The organism is Vibrio sp. THAF190c (assembly GCF_009363355.1).
Lineage (GTDB): Bacteria > Pseudomonadota > Gammaproteobacteria > Enterobacterales > Vibrionaceae > Vibrio > Vibrio fortis_A.
Window position 1 is genome coordinate 1,231,300 of sequence record NZ_CP045339.1, and the last position, 24,400, is coordinate 1,255,699.

Genomic DNA, 24,400 nt, shown 5'->3' on the forward strand with positions numbered 1-24,400 from the left:
CTTCGTGCGAACTCTGATGTAACTGTTTTTACATACCTCGCTTCTTATGAGCATAGTGTATGAATGATATTGTTATGTTTTATACTCATGGGCATTTGTTCCATGTGTCAGGGAAAAGGTGATAATTTCCTCTTCTCACTGCTACACGGTTGACTACCTATAAAGTTGCCATCAATAGAGAGCGTTATTGCGAGCAACTCATGAGAATTTAAAAATACTTTTGTTAACAACTATTGTATACATAATTCACTCTATCTAATTGCGAAAACGAGACTTGTACATTAAATGAGCATTAAAAACCTTGTAGTTGTTCTGGGTAAACGGCTAAATAAGAATGAATTGACTGCAGAAGGACAGGGGAGAGTTGAAGCTGCCATCGATTATCTGGTAAGTCGCTCAAATGACGAAGTAGCGGTCGCGTTTTGTGGTGGTGTAACACCGGGACAAACTCTGTCTGAAGCCGAAGTGATGTATGAGTACTTCTTGCAACTCGAGAGTCAGCTTGAATCACCTTTGAGCATTCAAGCGAGGCTATTAGAGAAAAAATCAACCAATACCATGGAGAACATCCAAAATTTGGCGTTGGAACTTATCGAAAGCGGCCTGTTTGAGAATGGTCAGCAGTTGAATGTGATATTTGTGTCCAATGATTACCACTTGCAGCGCATTTTTGAAATCCAATCATTAATGGATGCGCAAGGATTGCTTAAGGTGCTTGAAGAGCGTTGTGGGCAATTGGGTGTGTCTCTCAATATTGGACGAGACATCGATCAGCATGTTGTGGTGCCTTATCCACACACGACCGTACAAGGTCAGCTCTTTCTATTGACTGACAGTCTAACGACTTACCGAGTTTACCTTGAAGGCACAGTAGCAGGGCGTTTTGTTGGGCAAGAACAGCAGACTCGTAAAATACCTGCTCAGTTGGGGCTAGAAGCGATCGACAAAGCGACACAACTCTCAGAGAGCGGTCAGTTTAGTTTGCTAAATTCTTTGTTGCCTCTATTACTCAATTGTATCGAAGAGACGCCTGTAGGAACGGACAAAGAAAAAGTCAGGGAGTACCTCGCATTGCTGGATACCAACCTGACTTTACTGAACCGTTATCTCGATCCAGAACAAGATCTGGATACTCGCTGGTGGCGCTAATCGATTATGACGATTGCTTTGCCTTGTTTCTGAAACCGTTGACGGTTTTAACGCTAGCAAAGGCAATCAAACAGTAAGCCAATAGCTCCGTGCCTTCCTCAGCGATGATTTTGACTTCACGCACATAGTCAGCGCCCATAATGTTGTGCCAAAAGCTGCCCATGCCAAACAGACGAGAGAACACAAGCAGTAGCATCACACCAGTAATTAATAGGTTCATGTGTGGCGAGGCTAGGATATACGCAATTTGATCGAGCGTTTGTTTGCCATTTTTGATGGCGTAAAAAATAGCGCTACCGGCAACCAAGATTGCTGGATAGACCCATGCCCCGTGAGTAATCATATCAAACCAAAAGTCCAATTCGCGTATCAACATCACGGCAAAAAACGCGCTCATTAACAAGGCGGCATGCTTAATTTGGCTGGTGTGCTTCGCCATATATAAGAATGACAGTGAAGAGGTTAATAGTAGTAACTGTTCTAGGACTTCAGTGACAGACAGTTCACTCAACTCACCACCGATTAAGACGTAATCAATACGTAGCGCTAGGTTGACGATGATACCGATGGCAAGAACGATAAGCGCGGTTTGGCAGCGCTTGAAAATCACTTGAGACGTCGATTGAGAGATATTGAATTCAGGGATCTCTAGAGACATCGAGCTTTGGTCGCTGTTTTTGGTTTGGCTTTTCATAATGAACTATCTGTAAATAAATGTAACACAGAGCACATTTTATAGGTCGCAAGAGCGCCAATGTCAGAGGAATGTCAGAAATAAAACACTGTTCATTTGCGGTGCGTACTGTAAAAGCAAAGGCTTACAGTAAAAATAAAACAGATCTGTTTATAAGGTAGTCTTTATTTATCAATAAGATAAGAGGGAGTGTTCAAGTGGCATCCTGGCCACTTGAGATAGAGGTGTTAGCTTTCAGCCTTTTGCTCGTGGTTTTGGCGATAATATTCCCATTGCTCAACACGGTCGCCGTTTTCAAAGACACAGTAAGTCGTGCGCTGCTCATTTTCTGTCACGGTGTCAAGCTCTGCTCCCTGTTGAACACAGTACACGGCAGCAGGGTTAGCCACTGAAACTCGTTCTGACTCACTGTATTGGTCGTACTCGCTCGCACAACCCCCTAAAACCAAAGTGAACATTGCCATCAAGCCAATTGTTTTCATGCTATCTCCTTAGCAAGGTTAGGAAGCTCTTTTAATGAGTATATTTTAGAATCAGGAAAAATCCGTGATTATTTAAGCAACAGGTTGAATTAGTATGATAATCCGACAGATTTAGAGCTATTTTGAGTGTTGGATCAAGCTTACTTATATTGCTTGCATATGGGTTAAGTGAATGGCTTGATTATAGATATTCTGTGCGGTTATCTTAACTTAATATGTTTGATGACAAAGGAATGAAAATGTCAGACCAAAAATACCGACTCGTTACCCGTAGTGACTTTGATGGCCTTGTGTGTGCCGTACTTTTAAAGCAACAAGACCTCATTGATGACATCAAATTTGTTCATCCAAAAGATATGCAAGACGGCATCATTGAGATCACTGAGAACGATATTGTCACCAACTTGCCTTACGTTCCTTCGTCATATCTGACTTTTGACCACCATCTTTCTGAAACCATTCGTAATACGGGTGAGCGTACTAACCATATTATCGACCCTGATGCGCCTTCAGCTGCGCGTGTTGTTTGGGATCATTATGGTGGTCTTGCGACCTTCCCTGAAGAGTGGCAAGAGATGATGGAAGCGGTTGATAAAGGCGATTCAGCACAGTTCAACAAAGATGAAGTGTTAGATGCGCAAGGTTGGAACTTACTCAACTTCCTGATGGACGCGCGTACTGGTCTTGGTCGTTTCCGTGAGTTTCGAATTTCCAACTACGCCTTGATGATGGACCTGATTGATTACTGTAAGAACCATACGATTGACCAGATCCTCGAACTGCCTGACGTGAAGGAGCGTATCGACCTATATCGTGAACATGAGCAGAAGTTTAAGGAACAGGTGACCCGCTGTGCGCAGGTCCATCAAAATCTGGTGTTCCTCGATCTTACTGAAGAAGAAACCATTTACGCGGGTAACCGTTTTATGATTTATGCGCTGTTCCCAGAGTGCAATATCTCGATTCATAAGATGTGGGGTTTCCAGAAGCAGAATATTGTATTTGCGACTGGTAAATCTATCTTCGATCGCAGTTCTAAAACCAATGTAGGTGAATTGATGCTGCAATATGGTGGTGGCGGTCATATCGCAGCTGGTACCTGCCAGATTGCGATTGATGAAGCGGCTCAGGTTCAACAAGCTCTGATTGAAGTGATTACTGCAGACGGTTAAGTCTGTGTGAAAGCAGTACGCTGATTGTGAAAGCCTTACATGGAACTCGACAAGGGTAAACATGTAAGGCTTTTTTCATTTGAGAGACTTTAATGTTTATAAGCTTTGGCATTGTTAAGCATCGAATCATATGCTCGAATTCAATCTATTGGTGATTGTGATATGATGCCGCCAAATTTTGCAGAGCTATAACGACAATGAGACACCTAAAAACAACGATTCACCCTGACATTGAGCACTTAGATAACCAAACTGTGTACAAGCGTAACGCCGCTCGTGCAATTGTGTTGGATGGTGAGAACATTCTGATGCTATATACAGAGCGTTACCACGACTACACCATTCCTGGGGGCGGCTTAGATGAAGGTGAGGACGTTATTGCGGGTATGGTTCGTGAGCTGCAAGAAGAGACGGGAGCTCAGAATATTCATGGCATTAAACCATTTGGTATTTTTGAGGAGTTTCGTCCTTGGTATAAAGATGATGCCGATATCATGCACATGATCTCCTACTGTTACACCTGTAAAATAGATAGTGAATTGGGTGATACAGCGTACGAAGATTATGAAGTTAAGAACGGAATGAAGCCGGTGTGGATCAACATCCATGACGCTATCGCCCATAACGAAAAAACCATGGCAGAAAGCCCTAAGAAAGGCATGAGCATTGAGCGCGAGACCTTTCTATTGCATTTGGTTGCTAAAGAGATGCTGTAATTCACAAGCTTACTTGGGGTAGCAGTATCAGTGCTGCCCCACACATTACTACCTTTTTTATTGTGTCCCAACCCTTCTTATTGTCTTCCAGTCTATCTCCTGAACTCCTCCAATCTCTGTTCTCTTACTCCTCATGTCGCATATTTGTAATGTTTAGCGATATTTGCTCGATTTTATAACGTCAAATGATATAAGTTCTCAATATTGCCTTTTATGTCAATGAATTAAGTGAAAATCATCCGGTAACAAAGGGATGTTTTTCGTCAAGAAATTTTGGTTAGTACCGTTAGGGTTATGCGTTATTGCATATTGAGAGAGAATAAAATGAAAAAAGTCGTTATTGCGTTAATGTTGTTATTGCCGTTGCATTTATCAGCGAGTGATCTTTCCAAGGCAGAAAAAGTGGATGCGTTAGTTGAGGTTATGAATTTAGATGAGATGCTAGATTCGATGAACATCCAGATAAATAATATGATCGGTAGTATGCACACACAGTTGGAGGTCTCTGAGTCTGAACGTCCTCTCTTTGAAGAATATCATCAAGAGGTGCTTGCGATTATGCAAGCCGAGTTGAGCTGGGAGCAGTTTGAACCGATGATGGTCAACATCTACAACAAACATTTTTCTGAAGAAGAGATCACCGCAATGTTAGAGTTTTATCGTTCAGAAACGGGTCAAAGCATCCTGAGTAAAATGCCTGTTGTGATGCAAGAGTCGATGGTAACAAGTCAAGCATTAGCACAGCGAGTGATGCCAAAAATTCAAGCGCTTACGGAAGAGTTTCACAAAAACCTGAAAGAGCACCGCAAGCAAGAAAAGCAGACTCAATAATAACTTCTGCATTGAATTGATCGCCAAGAGAGTGAAACTTTTGGTAGGTATCGAAACTACGCCGGAAATAGCTAGGAGGTCATATGGATTTGGTTCTCTACAGTGCCGCTGGGTCGAACAGCTCTGAACGAGTGGAGTGGGCACTGAACTACAAAGGTATTCCATACAATAGGGTAGAAGTGACCTCACAAGAGTTACAAACGAGCTACTTGGCGATCAATCCGTTTGGATATGTGCCTTCACTTTCTGTCGATGGGGTGGTGCTCTCCGAATCAATGGCCATTATCGAGTACGTCGAAGAGGCATTTGACGGCCGTACTTTGCTGGGAAACGAGCCTTTGGTTAGAGCTGACGTGCGTCGGGTGTGTGAGTTCGTTAACTCGACCATACACTCTCCACAAAATCGCACGGTGTTGCGTTTCTTGAGGGCCGAACTTGAGGAAGATTCGAAACGAGCACTGCGCGGAGAATGGATCACTCGAAGTCTTGATAAGCTGAGACCGTCGATCTGCTTAGACTCAAGGTTTGCGATTGGCCGTCAATTCACTCTGGCGGATATTTTCATCGCTTCTATCTATAAAAAGGCGCTACAACACGGCTCTGCGCCTATCTCTTTTTATGACTCTCATTTGAATAATTTGAGAGGTATCGAACGCATTGCAAACGCGGAGCCAACAAGGCTCGATTAAGCGGCCTATTGGGTGATCTTTTCATACAAGAAGTCGATCAATACGCGTACTCGGCGGGCTTTTTGTGTGTTTCTATGGAAATAGAGATAGAGTCCTGCAGTATCTCCCCAATGCTCTTCTAAGACAGGAATTAACTCGCCTGACTTGAACAGAGGCTCAACCATTGGTGAGATAATACGCCCAATCCCCAATCCTTTTTTGGCCGCGTCAACCATGAGGTCAGTGTCGTTCACGGTAAGAGCTGTCGGGATTTTCACATGGACAGTATTACCATTGTCGATCATGGGCAGAGGCGCCACTTTCTTTGAAGTAATAAAGCGATACTGGATTTGTCTATGTTGTGACAGCTCACTGATGCTCTTCGGCATTCCGAAAGCAGCGATATAAGCAGGGGAAGCGAACACGGCTTCTTTAAAGTTTGGAGTTAGTGGCTTGGCGATCATACCTTCTTCGACCTTGTCACCAAAACGAATTCCCAGATCCATACCCTCTTTGAGAATATCGACCGTTCCATCAAAGATAGAGATTTCCAACTGTATTTCAGGAAAGCGCTGGCAAAATTCCGCGTATATTGGCTCAAGCAAGTACTGATAGACGAATCTGGGAACGGTGATTGAGACACGCCCTGACGGAGTTCTACTTAGATCTGCAACGCTTTCGACAGCAAACGAGAGATCGCTGATGGCATCCAAAGTTCTTTCATAAAGTGCATGGCCTGCCTCTGTGAGTTCGACACGACGCGTGGTACGGGTGAATAGTGGCAATCCTAGCTCACTCTCAAGAGACTTGAGTGCTTGGCTAACCGAGGGGGGAGCAACCTCTAACTGCCTTGCTGCGCCCGAGATTGACCCCTCTCGCGCAATCGCATGAAACATAAGTAGTTGATTATACGTTGTTCCCTTCATTAGTTGTCTCCTACATTCATATCAGATCTATTCTATTTTAGTTGTTTGTTAGTTTCTACCTAATAGTTAATTAAACATTAAGCCTCTAAAAATAAACAATAGCGACACGTATGATTTGCTCATCCACCAATGACGATGAAGAAAATGAATATGAGCAAAACAGTTGTTATTTCGGGTCACCCGAATTTAGAAGAGTCGTACACAAACACAGTTATTCTTGATGCTTTGCAAAATGGCCTGGATGACGTGTCTGTACGTCGTTTAGATACGCTTTATCCGGACTACAAGATCGATGTAGAAGCTGAACAGCAGGCGCTTATTGAAGCGGATGTGATCGTCCTTCAGTTTCCATTCTACTGGTACTCTGTACCAGCTCTGATGAAAAAGTGGCTGGACGATGTTATGGCGTTTAACTTTGCCTACGGCCCTGAAGGTGACAAGTTAAAAGGTAAAGAATTTTTCTTATCTTTCACTGTTGGTGGTCCGTCTGAGTCTTATGATCCACTGGGTTATAACCATTTCACTATCGAGCAGCTCGTGTTCCCTCTGCAGCAAACAGCGTACCTTGCTGGCGTGAAATACAATAAGCCAGTATACACTCACCGAATGGTATACATTCCAAATGTATACAACGAGTTAGAAGAGGTACAAGCGCGAGCGAATGACCATGCAGAGCGACTGATTGCCTCAATTCGCCAAGTAACAGAGTCTGACGAAGCTCGCCTGCACCGCTTCGTATCAGAGTGGTTTGGTCAATTTGATCAACTCCCAGAGCAAAGCGATTACTTCTTGGAGCATCTTAGTGAAAAAGTTGAGATGACGATGCCGGAAGGTAAGTTTATCGGTCACTCAGGGTTCGAAGATTGGTACGCGATGGCTCGCGCTACATTCAAACCAAATTGTGATCACGATGTAGAGCAGCTTGCGATTAAGAAGGTAGAACAGGGCTATCAGTTGGATTTACGAATTCGACTAAAGGCAGATACGTACTCAAACTCGTTATTAAAAGGCGAGTCATTAGAGCTTTCGGTCAATGAAACATGGCAGTTGTCTCTAGATGATCAAGGCAAGGTAACGATTCATGAGTACTTGGTGACGCCTCTAGTAAGTTAAATCTCTATCAATTTTCAATGAAGCAAATGGGCTGTAACGGCCTATTTGTTTCATTATCTGACATCACCCAGCGTATCAACGAAGGCAAATCTTCTTCGTTTGTGTCGAATTTCTGTGCTGTGGTTTATGTGCGCTTGCTACCAATCATATTTCCCTTTCTTATCTTTATCGTGATGCGCATAACAGAATTTAATAAATTCGGTAACGTTCCCGAAATTTATCGATATTATCCATTCCAAGGTTACAAGTCAGATGTTTTTATAAGTATGAATATGCATCAAAATATCGGCTTATCATCTGTTTTCTATTCTTAAATCGCCTATAAATTTTATTGGGAACGTTTGCAATAATTCTTAATATCATTACGTGGGACAAAGGACATGAAACGACATAATTTAGCAATGGCTGTAGCAATGAGTTTGGTAGCTTTATCAGCAATGGCATCAACAGAGGTCTCTGAATTAGAACAGCGAATCAACGAGTTAGAGAAAAGAATCGAACAAACTGAACAGGTCGCAGTGGCAGCCGATGAGAAGGCATCGACATTTGAGTTTCACGGCTATGCACGATCTGGGTTATTAATTAATGATGACTTAAATGGCGCGACGGGTACAGGGCCATACATGACAGCAGCGGGAGCTATTGGTGCACCAATAGGTCGCTTGGGAGTTGAGGACGACCACTACGTAGAAGCGAACTTGATTCATAAGCGCTTTGCGGATGATGGTTCAAGTGCGTTGTTTAGAATCATGCTTGCAGACAGCACTGAAACAAACAATGAATGGACGGCAAGTGAAAGCCAATTGAACGTACGTCAGGTTTATTCCGAATTGAAAAACTTAGCAATGTTCTCAGACTCAGAAGCATTTTCTGAGGCAACGTTCTGGGCGGGTAAGCGATTTGACAGAGATAACTTTGATATCCACTTCTTTGACTCTGATATCGTATTCTTGTCGGGTACTGGTGCGGGTGTTTACGATGTTCAACTAAATGAAAGCTGGAAGGCTAACTTCTCGATTTACGGTCGCGACTTTGGCGAAATTGATAGCTCATCAACTGATGTTGAAAACTACATTGCGACGATGAATAACCGCATTGGGCAGTGGCAATTTATGTTGAGTGCGATGACGTCAGCAGACAATAGTGATCGTACTGATGGCGCCGCTGATCACGGTGAGCACGCGATGCTCGCTTTCCACGCAGAGAGCTTCTACGGAATGAGCGAAGGCTTCTCAAAAACTGGATTCATTGTTGGTAGTGGTTTGGGTGCTGAGTTGAAAGGCATAGGGTCAAACGGCGATCTGTTAGATGACGCGAAAGCACTACGTCTATTCAGTTATGGTGTCACACGTTTCGCTGATAATTGGCGTATTGCTCCAGCGTTTATGGCTGAACGCAGTCAAGATCGCCTAAAGAAGAATGATGAATACACATGGGCATCGCTCAATGTTCGATTAGCTCAAGAGTTCAATGAAAACTTTGAGATGGTGTATGAGGGTTCATACCAATATATGGACCTTGATAACTCTGTCGAACAAGCGAGTGGCGGTTTTTACAAAGCGACCGTTGCTCCGACTCTGAAGCTTTCAACCAGTACAGGCTTCTTTGATCGTCCTGAACTACGTTTTGCTGTGAGCTACGTAGATTGGAGCGATGAGCTGAATGGTTATGCTATCAGCCAAGAACCGGATGCATCTACGATGGGGGATGGTGGAGAAGTTCTGTTCGCGCTTCAGATGGAAACTTGGTTCTAACATTAACTTTTAATTACTTAAGGTACAGTTAGTTACTAAGAAAAAGTTAGTTACTAAGATAATATTAATCACTAAGACAAAAATGCCAACTGCAGAGGTTGGCATTTTTATTGAGTATTTATTGAGAATGAGAAAAGAAGAGTAGCTCTTTCCTTGTTCTTGCCTTTGTTGAAGCGATTAACAAGACTGCCTGTCAATGTTTTGAAAGGTGAGTACCATCTTACTCATCTCAAACCCTTTATTCGCAATTCTATCTAACAGTAATTTTGCTCCATTTTCTCCCGCTTTATCAAACGCATAGTTGAACGTTGATAGGGTAGGAGTACAGACTGAAGCGAGTTCATCGTCACCAACACCAAGTACGAAAATATCTTTCCCAGGCTCAAGTTTGGCTTCTTGAATGGCCCTCATAGCACCAATCGCTATACGGTCTGTCGCACAGAATAGGCCGTCTAATTTCGGGAACTTCTCGAGGTGTTCTTTGGCCAGTTCGTAGCCCGACTCAATCGTAAAATCGCCTCGAGCATGGAATTTTAATTCTAGGTCATAGTGTTTGAGGGCATCTTCAAAGCCTTGAGATCTTTGCTTATCAACGGCGATGTCGTCGCCTTGAACGCCAATAAAGCCAAGTGTTTGACATCCTTTACTAACCAGACGATTTCCAGCTTCAAAGCCAACACGAGTATCGTCATGAATGATGCTAGGTATGTTGAACATCGAACCATCTTGACCGACCAACACCACTGGAACAGCAGAGCTTTGAATTGCCTTTACGAGCGTTTTGTCTAGGTGGGTGGCGTAGAGAATAATCCCTTCCACTCGCTTCTGATTAAAGATATGGATGTATTCCAACTCTTTTTGATGCGCTTGATGGGTACTGGCTAACAATACGTGCTTGCCTGCCTGCTCAAGCACTGCCGTTAAGCCGTCAACGCCTTGTGACGTAGCGTGAGAGGAGACGCGTGGGACAATCACACCAACAAGGTTTGTTTTACGAGATTTAAGGTCCTTTGCGACTTGGTTAGGAACATAGCCACACTCTTCTACGGCCTTGCGAACCTTGATCTTAGTGGCCTCTTTGACGCCATATTCATCATTAATAACACGTGAAACTGTCGACTTTGAGACGCCAGCTAGAAGTGCAACATCATGCAGACTTGCCATTCACACTATCCATTCATTTATTTTTGGGATTGTTTGCAAAGAGATGAGACTCGTTGCTTAAGTTAATGGGAATTTTAACCCTGTCGGAATCATTTAGGGAGATAATTTAAAGATCTTTCTCACACTCTTGAGCAGATATCTTTGATCATTTGTTAGTAATCAGCAAAAATTCTTTTTGCAAACGTTCCCGAAAATTTCGAAAGGCTCAAATTAATAATCCAATGGGGTATGAAATGAATTATCCAGCAGTAGCCAAAGAGCTGTTAACTCTATTAGGTGGCAAGAGCAATATTACCGCTCTCGCACACTGTGCAACGCGCTTGCGCCTTGCCATAGCCGATGAATCAAAAATTGACGAGCAAGCCATCGATAATCTTGATGGGGTCAAAGGTCAGTTCAAAGTAGCGGGTCAATACCAAATCATTTTTGGTTCGGGAATCGTTAACCAAGTTTACGCCGAGCTGGCGAAGTTAACTGGCATGAGTGAGATGTCGACCAATGACGTCGCATCTGCAGGTGCCAACAAACAGAATATTGTGCAAAGAACGGTAAAGGGACTCTCTGACATTTTCGTTCCGATTATTCCAGCAATCGTTGCTGGTGGTTTGTTGATGGGCATTTATAACTTATTGACTGCACAAGGTTTGTTTATTGATGGCCAATCTCTAATTGACGCCAATCCAGGGTTAACTGACCTTGCGAATATGATCAATACCTTCGCTAATGCTCCTTTTGTTTACTTACCTATTTTATTAGCGTTCTCTGCAAGTAAGAAGTTTGGCGGTAATCCATATCTAGGTGCAGCATTGGGTATGCTGATGGTTCACCCAGAACTGCTCAATGGCTGGGGCTTCGGCGGTGCTGCTGTTTCAGGCAACATTCCTGTTTGGAACATCATGGGTTTTGAAATCCAGAAGGTTGGATATCAAGGTTCAGTACTTCCGGTTCTTGTTTCAGCGTTCATTTTAGCTAAGGTTGAACTTGGCCTACGTAAAGTGATTCCGTCAGTACTGGATAACCTTTTAACACCGCTATTGGCCATTTTTATCACGGGTCTATTGACGTTCACCGTTGTTGGTCCGTTTACACGTGATATCGGCTTCCTACTAGGTGATGGCCTAAACTGGCTTTACAACTCTGCTGGCTTTGTTGGTGGTGCGGTATTTGGCTTTATTTATGCGCCGTTTGTTATTACCGGTATGCATCACAGCTTTATCGCAATTGAAACACAGCTGCTTGCTGATATTGCAATCACTGGCGGTACATTTATCTTCCCAATTGCAGCAATGTCTAACGTATCTCAAGGTGCTGCAGCACTTGCAGTTGGCGTCATGAGCAAAGACAAAAAGATGAAAGGGATTGCGATTCCATCTGGTGTCACCGGTCTACTAGGTATTACCGAACCTGCTATGTTCGGTGTAAACCTAAAACTGCGTTACCCGTTCATCGCCGCTGTGTGTGCAGCAGCTCTATCGAGTGCCTTTATTACAATGTTCAATGTGAAAGCGCAGGCACTAGGTGCAGCGGGCTTACCGGGTATTATCTCAATTTCTCCTGAGCATATTGGTTACTACATTGTTGGTATGATCATCGCGTTTATTACCGCGTTTGCACTGACTGTTGTTCTTGGTATGCGTGAACAGGTAAAGCAAAACCGTAAGGCTACGGCTTAGATTTGAACTCCTTAAGGGTGGGGTTCCCCCAATTCCACTTCTTTTCCTAAATTGTTGGGGCGCTAGCCAAGTATCTTATCTTGGCTAGCCTTTTTGTTTTTTCATTGATAGAGGCAACGAGACGTCGCCGCTTATTTATCAATATGTTTGTTTAAGGTAAGTATGATGAATCAAGTATGGGTAACAGGTGATGCTGTTGTTGACTTAATTCCCGACTCGGACTCGACGCTACTGAAATGCCCTGGTGGGGCTCCTGCTAATGTCGCAGTTGCCGTTTCTCGCCTCTCGGGCAAAAGTGCTTTCTTTGGGCGAGTTGGAGATGATCCGTTTGGTCGTTTTATGAAGACGACACTGACCAAAGAAAATGTAAATGCCGATTTTCTGGTTCAAGATCCGACACACAGAACATCAACGGTAGTGGTTGACTTGGATGATGATGGTGAGCGCAGCTTTACCTTTATGGTTAAGCCAAGTGCCGATCAGTTTATGGTCAACGATGATATTCCAAGCTTTCAGCAAGGTGATTGGTTACATGTCTGCTCTATTTCTCTGGCTAATGAACCAAGCAGAAGCAGCACATTTGAAGCAATTGATAGAATCAAACGAGTCGGTGGCTATGTGAGTTTCGACCCAAACTTGCGCGAAGAGGTATGGGCGAATCCGTCTGAAATAAAAAGTACTGTAATGAAAGCTGTGGCACTGGCTGATGTCGTCAAGTTCTCTGAAGAGGAATTAGTGCTTTTGACTGGTTCTCAATCGGTTGAACAAGGTCTAAATGCTATCGCTGATTTTGACAGCACGCTCATTTTGGTTACGCAAGGTGCCAAGGGAGTGTGGCGAATCTTTGAAGGTTCAGGAAAGCGAGTAACAGGTCAAGTCGTACAGCCAGTTGATACGACTGGTGCTGGTGACGCCTTCGTCGGTGGCCTGCTCGCAAGACTTTCTCAACAGCAACATTGGGATAATCTCGCCACGATCGATCAAGCGATCGAGTGGGCAAATGGCTGCGGTGCACTTGCAACAACGCAAAAAGGTGCCATGACTGCACTCCCTACCCAAGAAGAACTTATTCAGTTCATCCACTGCGCGCAGTCGTAGTCAACGAGACTAGAGAACAATGCATGAATGCAAATAGTAATTGGACTGTGGAACAAAGGTATCGCCGTTTAGAACAGATTACATCGCAAGAAGTGGCTGAAATGGAGAGAGCTCGCGTTACGGATGCTGGTTTTCCTAGTTATCACATTGCCCCAAAATTTGGCTTACTTAACGATCCAAATGGCCTTTGTTATTTCAACGGCGAACACCACATCTTCTATCAATGGACTCCGGTTGGCCCTGTTCATGGCATGAAATATTGGTACCACGTATCAACCAAAGATTTTGTCCATTTTACCGATCACGGAGTAGGCCTAGAGCCTGGTGATGATTACGACTCACACGGTGTCTATTCGGGCGGAGCGCTTGTCGATAACGAGCAAGCCTTGCTTTTCTTCACAGGTAATAAACGCGACCAAGATTGGATCCGAGAGCCTACGCAGTGTTTCGCAACCATGACGGCAGAAGGTACGATCGATAAGCAGGGCGTGATTATTGAAAATGATCACTACACTGAGCATTTTCGAGACCCTAAGGTATGGAAAAAGGATGACCAGTACTTCATGGTCGTGGGCGCCCAAACTCCAACTGAACGTGGTTCAATGGTGCTTTATCAAAGTCCAGATTTAAAAACTTGGCAGCATAAAGGGCCGATAAAAACTCGTTACCAAGACTTCGGTTACATGTGGGAATGTCCTGATTTTTTTGAAATTGATGGCAAGTCAACCATGCTGTTTTCTCCACAAGGTGTGTCATCCAGCAATGCTTACGATTTTAAAAATATTTACTCGGTCGCCTATATTGTTGGTGACAGATTGAACCTTGAGTCAATGGAACTTGAAGGACACCAAGATATTATTCAACCTGACTATGGCTTTGATTTCTATGCGCCTCAGACCTATTTAGATGAACAAGGTCGCCGTATTTTGATTGCTTGGATTGGGTTACCTGACATCGACGCGCCATCGGTTAAGAATCAGTGGGCAGGTATGCTGTCATTACCACGTGAACTACGTTTGGAAGAGGGCTACTTAATTCAATCACCTGTCGCTGAGATCGATAAGTTGAAAGGGAAGAAAGAAGTCTTCTCTGGAACAAACGTGCTGAATCAAACAAGTTTCATGCTTCGTTTGGAACTCGAAAGTGATGAGTTTGTGTTGGAGTTAAGAAATGAGCGTGGCGACAAGGTGACCTTTAGTGCCGATGAAAATGAATTTGCTCTCGATCGCAGCCAAATGTCTCAGAACTATGCTCAAGAGTTTGGAGATGTGCGAAAAGCGCCGAGGTTGAGCAAAAGACAAGTGATTGATGTCTATATTGATAATTCGGTGATGGAGATTTTCATCAATGGCGGTAGACATACTATGACCAGTCGTTTCTTCATTGATGATCTACAGTTGGTCTCTGAGAGAGGTTTAGAGCGAGCCTGTTACTACTCGATGCAACCTGTGACTGGGTTGTTCGATTAGAAAAGTACTGACTAACTCCTTCATCATCAACTCATATAGTCGCATTGATAATGACCTTCAAGCCATCGTGTTTGAAGGTCATTTCTGTTCTATGACATTAAAAAGATCGTTATTTTCCGTTTAATTTCAACGCTGAGAAGGTCACGCTGTTGTAGTCACCGTTTTTCTTATCTGTTGCGAAGTCACCTGTACCCGCACAACCCGGTCCCCAAATTGGGTGAGTGTCGTTCACGCTACATTGGCCATATGCGCCGGCTTTAAAGTAGAAGTCATCTTCAGCGTAACCTGTAGGGAAGTCTTTCTCATCAATCCCTTTACTTAGGTCAATTTCGTATTTCACCGTGTCATGACGTGCGGTTTCAAAGGTTAGATACATCATGGCCTCTTTCACTTCGACGCGGTAGCTAAACTCTTCACCTAACTTGATGCCTGCCTTGCCCGGCTCTTGTTGGTTCTCCCAAGTGTTCCCCCAAACTGGATAAGCGATATCAGTACGGTTTGGATCTTTCTTCGCTAGGTTACGCTCGTAGTTCCAGAATACAGAGCCGTACTCGTGGCCCGGAAATTTTTTATAGAAGATTTTTAATGGTTCGTTACCGTGCCCATAGCCTGTTTTTGCTTTGATGAGTTCATTGTGTTTCTTGGCGTGGATCTGACCCACTACCACAGAGTGGGCAGGGTACTTTTCTGGGTGTTTAGCATTGATGGATACATGATCAACTTTGAGAGTCGCCTCGAGTGTTCCGCCAACAGCACTGTATTTGTCTGCTTCTGGGTGGCTAGAGAGTGCCCATTGATTGAGTTTGTCGTCAGTAAGAATGTTGTCAAAGTTAGCGCCACGCGGCATTTGGCGTAGTTCTGAACGAGCGTTCTTTGAGTTCTTGGTTGTGATCGCCTTGTTGTGCACCTCAAACACAAGGTGACCATCCTCGTTCAGGAAGAAAAAGTCTTCATGAGAGTAGCTCATCATTGCGACGCCTTCGATCTCGTCGATGCGCCCATCTTCATTGATGTCAGAAGGAATCGTGATCTTCCAGTTTCGCATGTCAAACTTATCGGCAGGGACGGCGTGGGATACGCCATTGTTAATCACTTCAGCCATAGCAGCTAAAGGCATAGACAACAGTACAGATGCAGCAATTAGGGTTCTTTTGTTCATTATTGGCACTCTTATTATGTAATATTGTCATACATAATAGTTGTCATTGAAACAAGAGAAAGGCTTGATCGCCCTATGTGTAAATAAGATCACATTTTCTTGGGATTTAATGAGGTCACTGTGAGGGCTGTCTGACTGTCCATACTCTCGATAGCAATGACTATTAAAGCTCACTAACAAGCTAATCAATAAACCATGCAAAGAGTTACAACTCCATATTAGCTATGTTATAACGTAACATTAAATTGAGCGTTAGCACCTTTGTTGTCTTGAAGAGGGGCACCAATAGTCTAGTGGTCATTGCAACCTAACCTTTAACAATGACAAGGAGCTTGTTAAATACTATGTCTGCAACGCTGATCAAAAATGCCCAAGTGGTGAATGAAGGGGTGGTTATTGAGACTGACGTGAGAATTGTTGGTCAACGCATTGATAGGATCGCAAAGGGGATTGAGGCACATCCTGATGACTCAATTATTGATGCCAAAGGTCGCTACCTTATTCCGGGAATGATTGATGACCAAGTGCATTTTAGAGAGCCGGGTTTAACGAATAAGGGCTCAATCGCCACTGAATCTCGAGCAGCTGTCGCTGGCGGCATTACCAGTTATATGGAGATGCCAAACGTAAATCCTGCAACGACGACAATTGAAGCGCTGGAGAAAAAGTTCGCTATCGCAGAAGAGCGCTCGTTAGCAAACTACTCCTTCTACTTGGGTGCAACGGAGGACAACTTAGAGCAGATCAAGCGACTAGACCCAGCGATTCACTGTGGCGTGAAAGTGTTTATGGGTGCATCGACGGGCAACTTACTGGTAGAGGCTCCGGATGCTTTAGAAGCGATATTCCGTGATTCCCCTGTGCTTATTGTTACCCACTGTGAGAGTGGTCCGTTAATCCAGAAAAATCTAGATAAACTTAAGCAGTCAAAAGCGACATTAGAAATAGATGATCATCCAGTGCTAAGAGATGACGAGGCGTGTTATGCGTCTTCTTCTTACGCGGTTGATTTAGCTAAGAAGCACAACAGTCAGCTGCATGTTTTACACATTACGACTGAGAAAGAGCTCGCTCTGTTTGACAAAGGACCGATTGAGGGCAAAAACATCACCGCTGAAGCGTGTGTGCACCACCTTTGGTTCAGCAACGAAGACTACGCCACGTTAGGCAACCAGATTAAATGTAATCCTGCTGTGAAATACCCTAGCGATCGAGATGCGATCGTAGCGGCTCTTCAGACGGGCCAAATCGATATTATTGCGACTGATCACGCGCCTCACACTTGGGAAGAAAAACAGGTTCCTTATGAGCAAGCACCAGCGGGTTTACCGCTTGTACAGCATGCATTGTTGACCCTGTTCGATCACGTCAATAGCGAGCGTATGACGATTGCGCAGGTCGTTCAAAAAACGGCTCACAACCCATCTATTCGTTACGGCATTAAAGATCGTGGATTCATCCGAGAGGGGTACTTTGCTGACTTGGTGCTTGTCGATATTGAATCTTCAACAGAAGTGACCCACGAAAACAGCTTATATCATTGTGGTTGGACGCCTTTCGCTGGACACACTTTCTCTTCACGTATTGATGGCACTTGGGTCAACGGTCAACTTGTGTATGAGAACCAAACCGTGACTGACCAACCAGTTAAAGCGATGCGCCTAGCATTTGAGAGATAATTTAAGTTTCAAAACCTGTTGTTGTGAGTAAGTAGTATGTTAAGAAGAAATCCAAGCGGTCATATGCCGCAAGTCTCTGAAAAGGCATTTATCGACCCTACAGCCATCATCTGCGGTAAGGTTATTATCGAAGAGAATGTATTTATTGGCCCATACGCTGTGATTCGTGCTGACGAGGTGAATGAAGAAGGTGATATGGAAGCGATTGTCATCAAGCGCGATACCAATATCCAAGATGGGGTTGTGATTCATTCGAAAGCTGGAGCGGCGGTCACCATTGGCGAACGCTCTTCTATTGCCCACCGCTCAATTATTCACGGACCTTGTGAAGTGAGCGACGACGTTTTTATTGGCTTCAACTCAGTGGTGTTCAATACTGTTATTGGTAAAGGCTGTGTGATCCGCCATAACTGTGTGGTTGATGGAAGAGACCTTCCAGAGAATTTCCATGTGCCGCCGATGAGCAATATTGGTGCTGAATTTGACTTAAATAGTATCTCTAAAGTACCGCCAGAGTATTCGGCGTTTTCTGAATCGGTTGTCTCAGCGAATCACACCCTTGTTCAAGGTTATAGGAGAATCGCCAATGAGCTCTAAACAAGCTTCTATTTCAGGAGTGCCCACCAATATTATTACTGGCTTCCTTGGGGTGGGAAAAACCTCTGCCATTCTTAACTTAATGAAGCACAAACCGGAAGGCGAGAAATGGGCTGTGCTGGTTAATGAGTTTGGTGAGATAGGTGTGGATGGCAGCCTGATAAAGGGACAGAAGTCAGACACTCAATCGGTGTTTATTCGTGAGGTACCAGGAGGCTGTATGTGCTGTGCGGCTGGTTTACCTATGCAGATCGCGCTTAATCAACTGCTCACTGAAGCGAAGCCTGATCGTCTGTTGATTGAACCGACTGGTTTGGGTCATCCAAAAGAAGTATTGCAGGTTTTATCATCTGAGCACTATCGCACGGTACTATCGCTTCAAAAGAACATTACCTTGGTTGATGCACGTAAACTTGCAGATCCTCGTTACACTGAGCACGATACCTTCAATCAGCAAATTGCCATCGCTGATACCGTTGTCGGTAATAAAATTGACCTCTACCAAGACGGCGATAAAGAGAAGCTAGAGGCATACGTCGCTAAGGTGGCAAAACCTAACACCAGAGTCGTTTTTGCGGAGCACGGTGAGATTGCTCAGCATGAGTTTGATGGCGATACCCAAGCACACGCTCATGAACATCACCATCATCATCACGGCCACAGTAAGCCATTAGCATCGGAACTACCAATGCCAGAAGAGGGTGTTATTAAAGCCAGCAACAGTGGTGAAGGTTTTCACAGTGAGGGGTGGCGTTTCTCTGCAGATAAGGTATTTGAGCGCGAAGCCGTAGTTAAACTGTTGTTGACGATCGATTCAGAGCGTATGAAAGCCGTGTTTATCACCCAAGATGGCATTTTTGGTTACAACCAAACAGCAGATGGCCTGACGGAGACCGAGCTGGATGATTGTAGCGAAAGCCGTATAGAGGTGATAGCGACAGAAATGGATGCAGAACTAGAGAGCAAATTGCTGAGCTGCTTGACTGCTTAGAGCCAACGGTTTGCCAAATTGTCTATTGTGAGGTGGTTAAAAATGAGCCCCTTAAACGCTTCATAGTGTTTTAGGGGCTTTTGTCTTTAGAAGGTTCTGAGGCTAGCTAGCAACAGTATTCGTCAGAGTATCGTGTGGTTGGTACAAATTATTAGGCCACAATGACCTTTTTCTTTTCCGCCAATGCCATCGCGATGTTCGCTGCGCTATAGGCACTTTCGTTAATAAAGTGCGGGTAAACCTCTTTCTCGCTCTCCCAAAGTACATCGTATCCGAAGAAGGTAGCCAGTATCGGATCACCTTGCTTAACCACTTCAAAGTCACGCCCGCATATTGTTGGGTGCACCGTTGCTGCGCGCATGCCGTCGTGATCGAGTGGGATTTTAACTTCTTCGAGGTAGTAATAGGCGTCGTAGTTTTCTACTTCTCCAACCTGATCTAAATTATGTTTTTCAACATAGTCTAGTACCAGGGTCAGCATCTGTTTCATTAGCTCCAATGAGTTGTAGGTTAACGAACCATGTGCTTGAGCACCAACTTCAATCATGATGCCATGCTGACCGGTAGTGCAAAGGTATGGTTGATCCTGCCAGGGTTTGCGATCTTCAAACAGAATATTAGATTCTGGCATACGTTGTTTCACATACGCGCCCATCTTTTCATAGAAAGGGTCGTTTGAGAGCAAAATTAAGGTTGCTCCCATATTGCTGGTGGTGTTGTGAAGGTCAACAATCAGTTGTTTATTGTTGTCTGAATGCATCGAAGCGATTTTTTGCGCAAGTGTTTGTTCAGCATTCGCTTCGCTGTCATCGCTGTTCCTTACTGCAAACTGACGATTGAGATCGTCGTCGATGAAACGCACGTTCTTTTTAACGGCTTCTGGGTTTCCTGTCATCGATAGCACCGAAAATGTCGCGCGATCTGCGTTATATAAACGGTCTTTGATGAGCTTTTGTAGATAGATTCCTGTTAACTCGTTGCCATGTGTACCCGCAACCAGTAGAACGCGATTTAGTTTGTCCATGAGCGTGATGTTCCAAATGTTACTGCGTTTGAAAACAGTATTGACCAGTATAGCCAGCACTGTGGATAATAATATTTGGCAATGTTATATCATAACAATTAAGTCTTTTGTATGAGTTCAACGTTTGTTGGCAGCTGCTTAACGTCATTGCTGAATATGTAGCGAGGAAAAGCAGAACTTGGATCATCTTCAGCCTATTTGGGATTTTAATTATAGTTGACCTTGTCAACTAGTTACTTTTGGGTTACCTTTGTACTGTAAACGTTAACCCTCATCGACACTGGTTGATAACGCTCCCCAAAAGGCTCAAAGAAAGACCTATATGACTAAGTCTCAGTTTTTCGCGCACTACCTGCGTTTGAATCGTAAGTCTTACCTGCTTGCGATTGTTTTCATATTTCTTGTTAACTGGCTGCAGGTTGAAATCCCTCGCTACATCCAGTTGGCGATTGATCTTATCGATGATGCATCGGTAGCAGGTCATGATCAGCTGAAAACGTATATTGCGATCATCGTGGTGATGTCGGTGTCGATGATCATTGTGCGGATTTGGTCGCGTATTTATGCGCTTAATCCGGGGCGTATAACCGAAGCCTCTCTCAAAAATACACTGTTAGAAAAGCTCAATCGGTTACCAAATAGTTTCCACTCTCAGTTTGCGTCTGGACGTTTAATTTCAATCATTAACAATGACTTGCAAGGTGTACGCTTGTTGTTTGGTGTTGGATTTTTGCAGTTTTTCAACGCGTTGTTAGCGCTGTCTTTAACGCCGTTGTGGATGTGGCGAATTTCGCCCGAACTTACCATGTACTCCGTGATTCCGATCATGATTGCATTCGTTATCTTCCGCGTGGGTTTTGTGAGAATGAAATCACTGCATATGGAGCATATGAAGCGATTACAGAACTTGTCTGCACAGTTGATGAGTTACCTATCGGGCATCGATTTGATAAAGAGCCAACAAATGTCACCGTGGGTGAGAGCAGAGACTGAGAAGCTTAACCAGATGTTGTTGCAATGCAGAATCAAGATCACACGTATTCAAGTGTTCTTTATGCCTGTTTTAGATTATGCCAATGACCTAATGAAGATCCTGATTCTTGGTTTAGGTGGCTACATGCTTGTTAATCAAGAGCTTACGCTTGGTGAAATCACTGCTTTCTTAACTTATTCGGTACTGTTAGCCATGCCACTGATGCAGCTCGGGCGTATTGCGACCATTTACCAGCGTGGCATTGTGGGCATCACGAGTGCACAAACCATTTTGAATGCGAAGGTGCCTGAACGGGATGAAATGACGTTAACTACCGATGAAGTTGTAGCACTGAAAGGTCAAACGCTGTCAGTAAGACACCTCAGTTATCAATACGAAGGTGAAGAGCGCTTGGTGTTGGATGACATTAGCTTTGATATTCCGGCAGGTAAAAAAGTAGGGGTACTCGGTAGTATTGGCTCTGGTAAAACGACACTGGTTAACTGCTTGAATCATCATTTAGATGTGGCAACAGGGAGTGTGTTTCTGGGTGATAAAGACATCACTGAGTTTTCGCGTAACGATTTGCGCCGCTACGTTAAAACCGTGACTCAAGACCCATACCTGTTTTCAGCTTCGGTTGAAGAGAATATTCGATTTGGTAGTACTAAAACTGACATTGCTAAAGAACAAGTGGATGAAGTGTTGAACCTTAGCCAGCTGGCAAATGATGTAGCACGTCTTGAAATGGGTGACCAAACCTTGGTGGGAGAGAAGGGCATCATGTTATCTGGCGGGCAAAAGCAACGCTTGAGTATTGCGCGAGCACTATTAGAGCCTGCTGACCTGATCATCATGGATAACGTCCTCTCAGCTGTCGATTATGAAACCGAAAGAAAGATTCTAGAAGGGCTGTTTAAACGCTTAGAAAATCAATCGGTGCTGGTGGTTTCACATCGCGTCAACGCACTAGAGTATATGGACGAGATCATCGTCTTGAATCAAGGAAAAGTGATCGCTAAAGGCGATCATACAACTCTGCTAAAAACATGTCCTTACTACTATGAGACGTGGCAATTACAGCAAAATGAAGCGGAGGCAGCGGCATGTTAAAAGGCGTTGATATTCAATATCTCAAACACTTCCTGCAGTTTGCGAAGAAGTACAAACGCACCGCATTTATTGGTATTGCGATGTTGCCGCTCACCATTATCACGAGTTTGTTGTTTCCGTGGCTGATCATTCAAGTCATCGACGTTCAATTGAGTAATGGCAATATCGATGGCTTGCTGGAATACGTGTTTTACCTGGTCGCGGTACTGATTGTCAGCTATGTGGTCGATACGACTTACTCTTACAACCTCAGAAAGACAGGGCAGCGGACCATCACAGATATGCGCTCGGTGCTGTTTGCTCGTGTTCTTAAACTGCCACGTAGCTACTTTGATAACACACCGATTGGCATCACGCTGTCACGTCTAACCAGCGATCTAGAAACCATTGGTGAGACCTTCATTCAATCTGTGGTCGGTTTAGTAAAAGATACGCTCAATACGCTCGCTTTGATTGGAATGATGTTTTACATCGATTGGAAGCTCACTTTGATTGTATTAGTGGTGATGCCACCAGTGACGTATTTGACTGTGTTTGTCCGTAATAAGCTTCGTCAGATGCATCTTATTACTCGTTCGTCATTGGCTCGCGGAATTGGCTTTTTACAAGAAGCCTTGTTAGGCATGAAAACCGTTCAGTTGTACCGTGCCGAAGAAGCCGTCGAGAAAAGATTCAAAGGCTATACCGATGAGTTTTTAAGAGCACAGAAGAAGATCAATAAGTACGATGCGATTCTGTTTTCGGTGATCTCCGGTGTCACCTCGATAACCATCGCATTGATGATTTGGTTTGGTTCAGAACAGGTTCTGCAGGGTAGCTTAACTCTGGGTGTATTGATCGCTTTCATTAATACTTTAGAGAAAGTGTTTGTTCCGATTCGTGACTTTACCTCGCAGATCGCTTCTATTCAGAGCTCGTTTGCAGCCTTTGACCATATTGAAGAGCTATTTGTTGAGCCGACAGAGGAGCAGGGGAGAAAACTGCTGCCGTCACTCCAAGTTGAAGAGCAACTACGTGATTTCGTGAGTTTGGAATTCAAGAATGTTAGCTTCCGCTATAAGCCAGACGCGCCTTATGTGCTAAAGGATGTCTCTTTCGTTTTAGAGAAAGGCCATCAGATTGCACTGGTGGGCTCGACAGGCTCTGGTAAGTCGACGATCATGCGTTTGATTTCGAAAACCTATCAGAATTATGAAGGCAGTATTCTACTTAACGGCATCGAGTTGTCAGATATTTCAATGGAAGACTCAGCGCACCTGTTTTCATTGATGATGCAAGACGTACATCTATTCGAAGAGAGTGTTCACTTTAATATCGCACTCGGAAAAGGACATGTTTCTCGTGAACACGTTGAGCAAGCCGCGCGTTATGTATATGCGGACCAATTCGTTAAGCAATTACCTAATGGGTATGACTTCCATCTTGATAAGAACGGCTCGAACTTGTCAGTGGGTCAAACTCAGCTGCTCTCGTTCGCTCGCGCTGTGGCGCAAGGTGGTCAGGTAATGATGCTAGATGAGGCGACCAGTTCAGTCGATTCAATTACCGAAGATCTGATCCAAAAAGCGATGCAGAAACTGTTCAAAGAGAAGACTGTGATTGCTATTGCCCATCGCTTGAGCACCGTTCGTCACTCCGACATGATTTTGGTGCTGGAGAAGGGTGAAATCGTTGAACGCGGTAATCACAGACAATTGGTTGACCACAACGGTGTATATGCAGGGCTACTCAATGAGTCCATTGTTGAAACCAGCGAACCACAAGCGGTTGAAGCGTAATAAGCCTTAAAAATCGTAAAAATGCATGTCCAAAGCCTCAGTTAATTAAGCTGGGGCTTTTTCATTTTGAACTGACTCTGATTGGCTCTTATATTGCTTTTCTAGTTTGCAGGCAGGGGAAGAAGCTGGGGCATAACCGCGAGTTATACTCGATATAACTTAGCCATTGTTTGATAT

At 44.1% G+C, this 24,400-nt stretch carries 21 protein-coding genes; 15 read left to right on the forward strand and 6 right to left on the reverse strand.

What is annotated here, in order from left to right; genetic code table 11:
• The first annotated feature begins 285 nt into the window (after positions 1-285).
• Positions 286-1,149: a YdcF family protein gene (locus FIV04_RS20565; RefSeq protein ID WP_152470334.1), complete on the forward strand. Its 864-nt coding sequence runs from the start codon at positions 286-288 to the stop codon at positions 1,147-1,149.
• A gap of 4 nt (positions 1,150-1,153) precedes the next feature.
• On the opposite strand, the gene FIV04_RS20570 is transcribed toward FIV04_RS20565, so the two are convergent.
• Positions 1,154-1,843 carry a hypothetical protein gene (locus FIV04_RS20570; RefSeq protein ID WP_152470335.1) on the reverse strand — a complete coding sequence of 230 codons (690 nt, stop codon included), beginning with the start codon at positions 1,841-1,843 and terminating at the stop codon, positions 1,154-1,156.
• A gap of 227 nt (positions 1,844-2,070) precedes the next feature.
• A complete protein-coding gene (locus tag FIV04_RS20575; protein WP_032550303.1) occupies positions 2,071-2,325 on the reverse strand; it encodes a DUF333 domain-containing protein in 255 nt (84 codons plus the stop codon).
• A gap of 239 nt (positions 2,326-2,564) precedes the next feature.
• On the opposite strand from FIV04_RS20575, the gene FIV04_RS20580 reads away from it, so the two are divergent.
• From FIV04_RS20580 to FIV04_RS20595, 4 genes are all read left to right on the forward strand, one after another.
• Positions 2,565-3,497 carry an exopolyphosphatase gene (locus FIV04_RS20580; RefSeq protein ID WP_152470336.1) on the forward strand — a complete coding sequence of 311 codons (933 nt, stop codon included), beginning with the start codon at positions 2,565-2,567 and terminating at the stop codon, positions 3,495-3,497.
• A gap of 197 nt (positions 3,498-3,694) precedes the next feature.
• A complete protein-coding gene (locus tag FIV04_RS20585) occupies positions 3,695-4,213 on the forward strand; it encodes an NUDIX hydrolase (protein ID WP_150897263.1) in 519 nt (172 codons plus the stop codon).
• Between the two features lie 324 nt (positions 4,214-4,537).
• Positions 4,538-5,044 carry a DUF2059 domain-containing protein gene (locus tag FIV04_RS20590; protein ID WP_152470337.1) on the forward strand — a complete coding sequence of 169 codons (507 nt, stop codon included), beginning with the start codon at positions 4,538-4,540 and terminating at the stop codon, positions 5,042-5,044.
• An 83-nt stretch (positions 5,045-5,127) separates the two neighbouring features.
• Complete coding sequence (locus FIV04_RS20595; protein ID WP_152470338.1) at positions 5,128-5,733, forward strand: glutathione S-transferase family protein; 606 nt, start codon at positions 5,128-5,130, stop codon at positions 5,731-5,733.
• 5 nt (positions 5,734-5,738) lie between these two features.
• On the opposite strand, the gene FIV04_RS20600 is transcribed toward FIV04_RS20595, so the two are convergent.
• Entirely contained in the window at positions 5,739-6,638 is a 900-nt protein-coding gene (locus FIV04_RS20600) for a LysR family transcriptional regulator (RefSeq protein WP_152470339.1), read from the reverse strand.
• A 150-nt stretch (positions 6,639-6,788) separates the two neighbouring features.
• On the opposite strand from FIV04_RS20600, the gene FIV04_RS20605 reads away from it, so the two are divergent.
• Together FIV04_RS20605 and FIV04_RS20610 are read left to right on the forward strand one after the other, a co-directional pair.
• A complete protein-coding gene (locus FIV04_RS20605) occupies positions 6,789-7,751 on the forward strand; it encodes an NAD(P)H-dependent oxidoreductase (protein WP_152470340.1) in 963 nt (320 codons plus the stop codon).
• 380 nt (positions 7,752-8,131) lie between these two features.
• Positions 8,132-9,505 carry a carbohydrate porin gene (locus tag FIV04_RS20610; protein ID WP_152470341.1) on the forward strand — a complete coding sequence of 458 codons (1,374 nt, stop codon included), beginning with the start codon at positions 8,132-8,134 and terminating at the stop codon, positions 9,503-9,505.
• A gap of 177 nt (positions 9,506-9,682) precedes the next feature.
• Here the strand turns inward: FIV04_RS20610 and FIV04_RS20615 are convergent, their stop codons facing one another.
• A complete protein-coding gene (locus FIV04_RS20615) occupies positions 9,683-10,669 on the reverse strand; it encodes a LacI family DNA-binding transcriptional regulator (protein WP_152470342.1) in 987 nt (328 codons plus the stop codon).
• A gap of 233 nt (positions 10,670-10,902) precedes the next feature.
• Between FIV04_RS20615 and FIV04_RS20620 the strand changes: the two genes are divergently transcribed.
• From FIV04_RS20620 to FIV04_RS20630, 3 genes are all read left to right on the forward strand, one after another.
• Positions 10,903-12,342, forward strand: coding sequence for a sucrose-specific PTS transporter subunit IIBC (locus tag FIV04_RS20620; protein ID WP_152470343.1), 1,440 nt, complete (start codon positions 10,903-10,905; stop codon positions 12,340-12,342).
• A 165-nt stretch (positions 12,343-12,507) separates the two neighbouring features.
• Positions 12,508-13,440 (forward strand): aminoimidazole riboside kinase, encoded by a 933-nt coding sequence (locus FIV04_RS20625; protein WP_152470682.1) that lies wholly within the window; start codon positions 12,508-12,510, stop codon positions 13,438-13,440.
• Between the two features lie 23 nt (positions 13,441-13,463).
• Positions 13,464-14,909: a sucrose-6-phosphate hydrolase gene (locus FIV04_RS20630; RefSeq protein WP_152470344.1), complete on the forward strand. Its 1,446-nt coding sequence runs from the start codon at positions 13,464-13,466 to the stop codon at positions 14,907-14,909.
• Positions 14,910-15,018: 109 nt separating this feature from the next.
• Here the strand turns inward: FIV04_RS20630 and FIV04_RS20635 are convergent, their stop codons facing one another.
• On the reverse strand, positions 15,019-16,068 hold the full coding sequence (locus FIV04_RS20635; RefSeq protein ID WP_152470345.1) for a polysaccharide lyase family 7 protein: 1,050 nt from the start codon (positions 16,066-16,068) through the stop codon (positions 15,019-15,021).
• 344 nt (positions 16,069-16,412) lie between these two features.
• Between FIV04_RS20635 and FIV04_RS20640 the strand changes: the two genes are divergently transcribed.
• From FIV04_RS20640 to FIV04_RS20650, 3 genes are read left to right on the forward strand one after another with little or no spacing between them, the layout of a single operon-like run.
• On the forward strand, positions 16,413-17,747 hold the full coding sequence (locus FIV04_RS20640) for a dihydroorotase (protein WP_152470346.1): 1,335 nt from the start codon (positions 16,413-16,415) through the stop codon (positions 17,745-17,747).
• A 36-nt stretch (positions 17,748-17,783) separates the two neighbouring features.
• Positions 17,784-18,344 carry a carbonate dehydratase gene (locus FIV04_RS20645; RefSeq protein ID WP_152470347.1) on the forward strand — a complete coding sequence of 187 codons (561 nt, stop codon included), beginning with the start codon at positions 17,784-17,786 and terminating at the stop codon, positions 18,342-18,344.
• Positions 18,334-19,335 (forward strand): GTP-binding protein, encoded by a 1,002-nt coding sequence (locus FIV04_RS20650; RefSeq protein WP_152470348.1) that lies wholly within the window; start codon positions 18,334-18,336, stop codon positions 19,333-19,335. Before FIV04_RS20645 ends, FIV04_RS20650 begins: the two co-directional genes overlap by 11 nt.
• Positions 19,336-19,486: 151 nt before the next feature.
• Here the strand turns inward: FIV04_RS20650 and FIV04_RS20655 are convergent, their stop codons facing one another.
• Positions 19,487-20,359 (reverse strand): aspartoacylase, encoded by an 873-nt coding sequence (locus FIV04_RS20655; protein WP_150868685.1) that lies wholly within the window; start codon positions 20,357-20,359, stop codon positions 19,487-19,489.
• Positions 20,360-20,681: 322 nt separating this feature from the next.
• Here FIV04_RS20655 and FIV04_RS20660 point away from each other — a divergent pair, with 322 nt between their 5' ends.
• Both FIV04_RS20660 and FIV04_RS20665 read left to right on the forward strand, forming a co-directional pair.
• Positions 20,682-22,445 carry an ABC transporter ATP-binding protein gene (locus tag FIV04_RS20660; protein WP_152470349.1) on the forward strand — a complete coding sequence of 588 codons (1,764 nt, stop codon included), beginning with the start codon at positions 20,682-20,684 and terminating at the stop codon, positions 22,443-22,445.
• Complete coding sequence (locus tag FIV04_RS20665) at positions 22,439-24,223, forward strand: ABC transporter ATP-binding protein (protein ID WP_152470350.1); 1,785 nt, start codon at positions 22,439-22,441, stop codon at positions 24,221-24,223. Before FIV04_RS20660 ends, FIV04_RS20665 begins: the two co-directional genes overlap by 7 nt.
• Positions 24,224-24,400 lie beyond the last annotated feature (177 nt).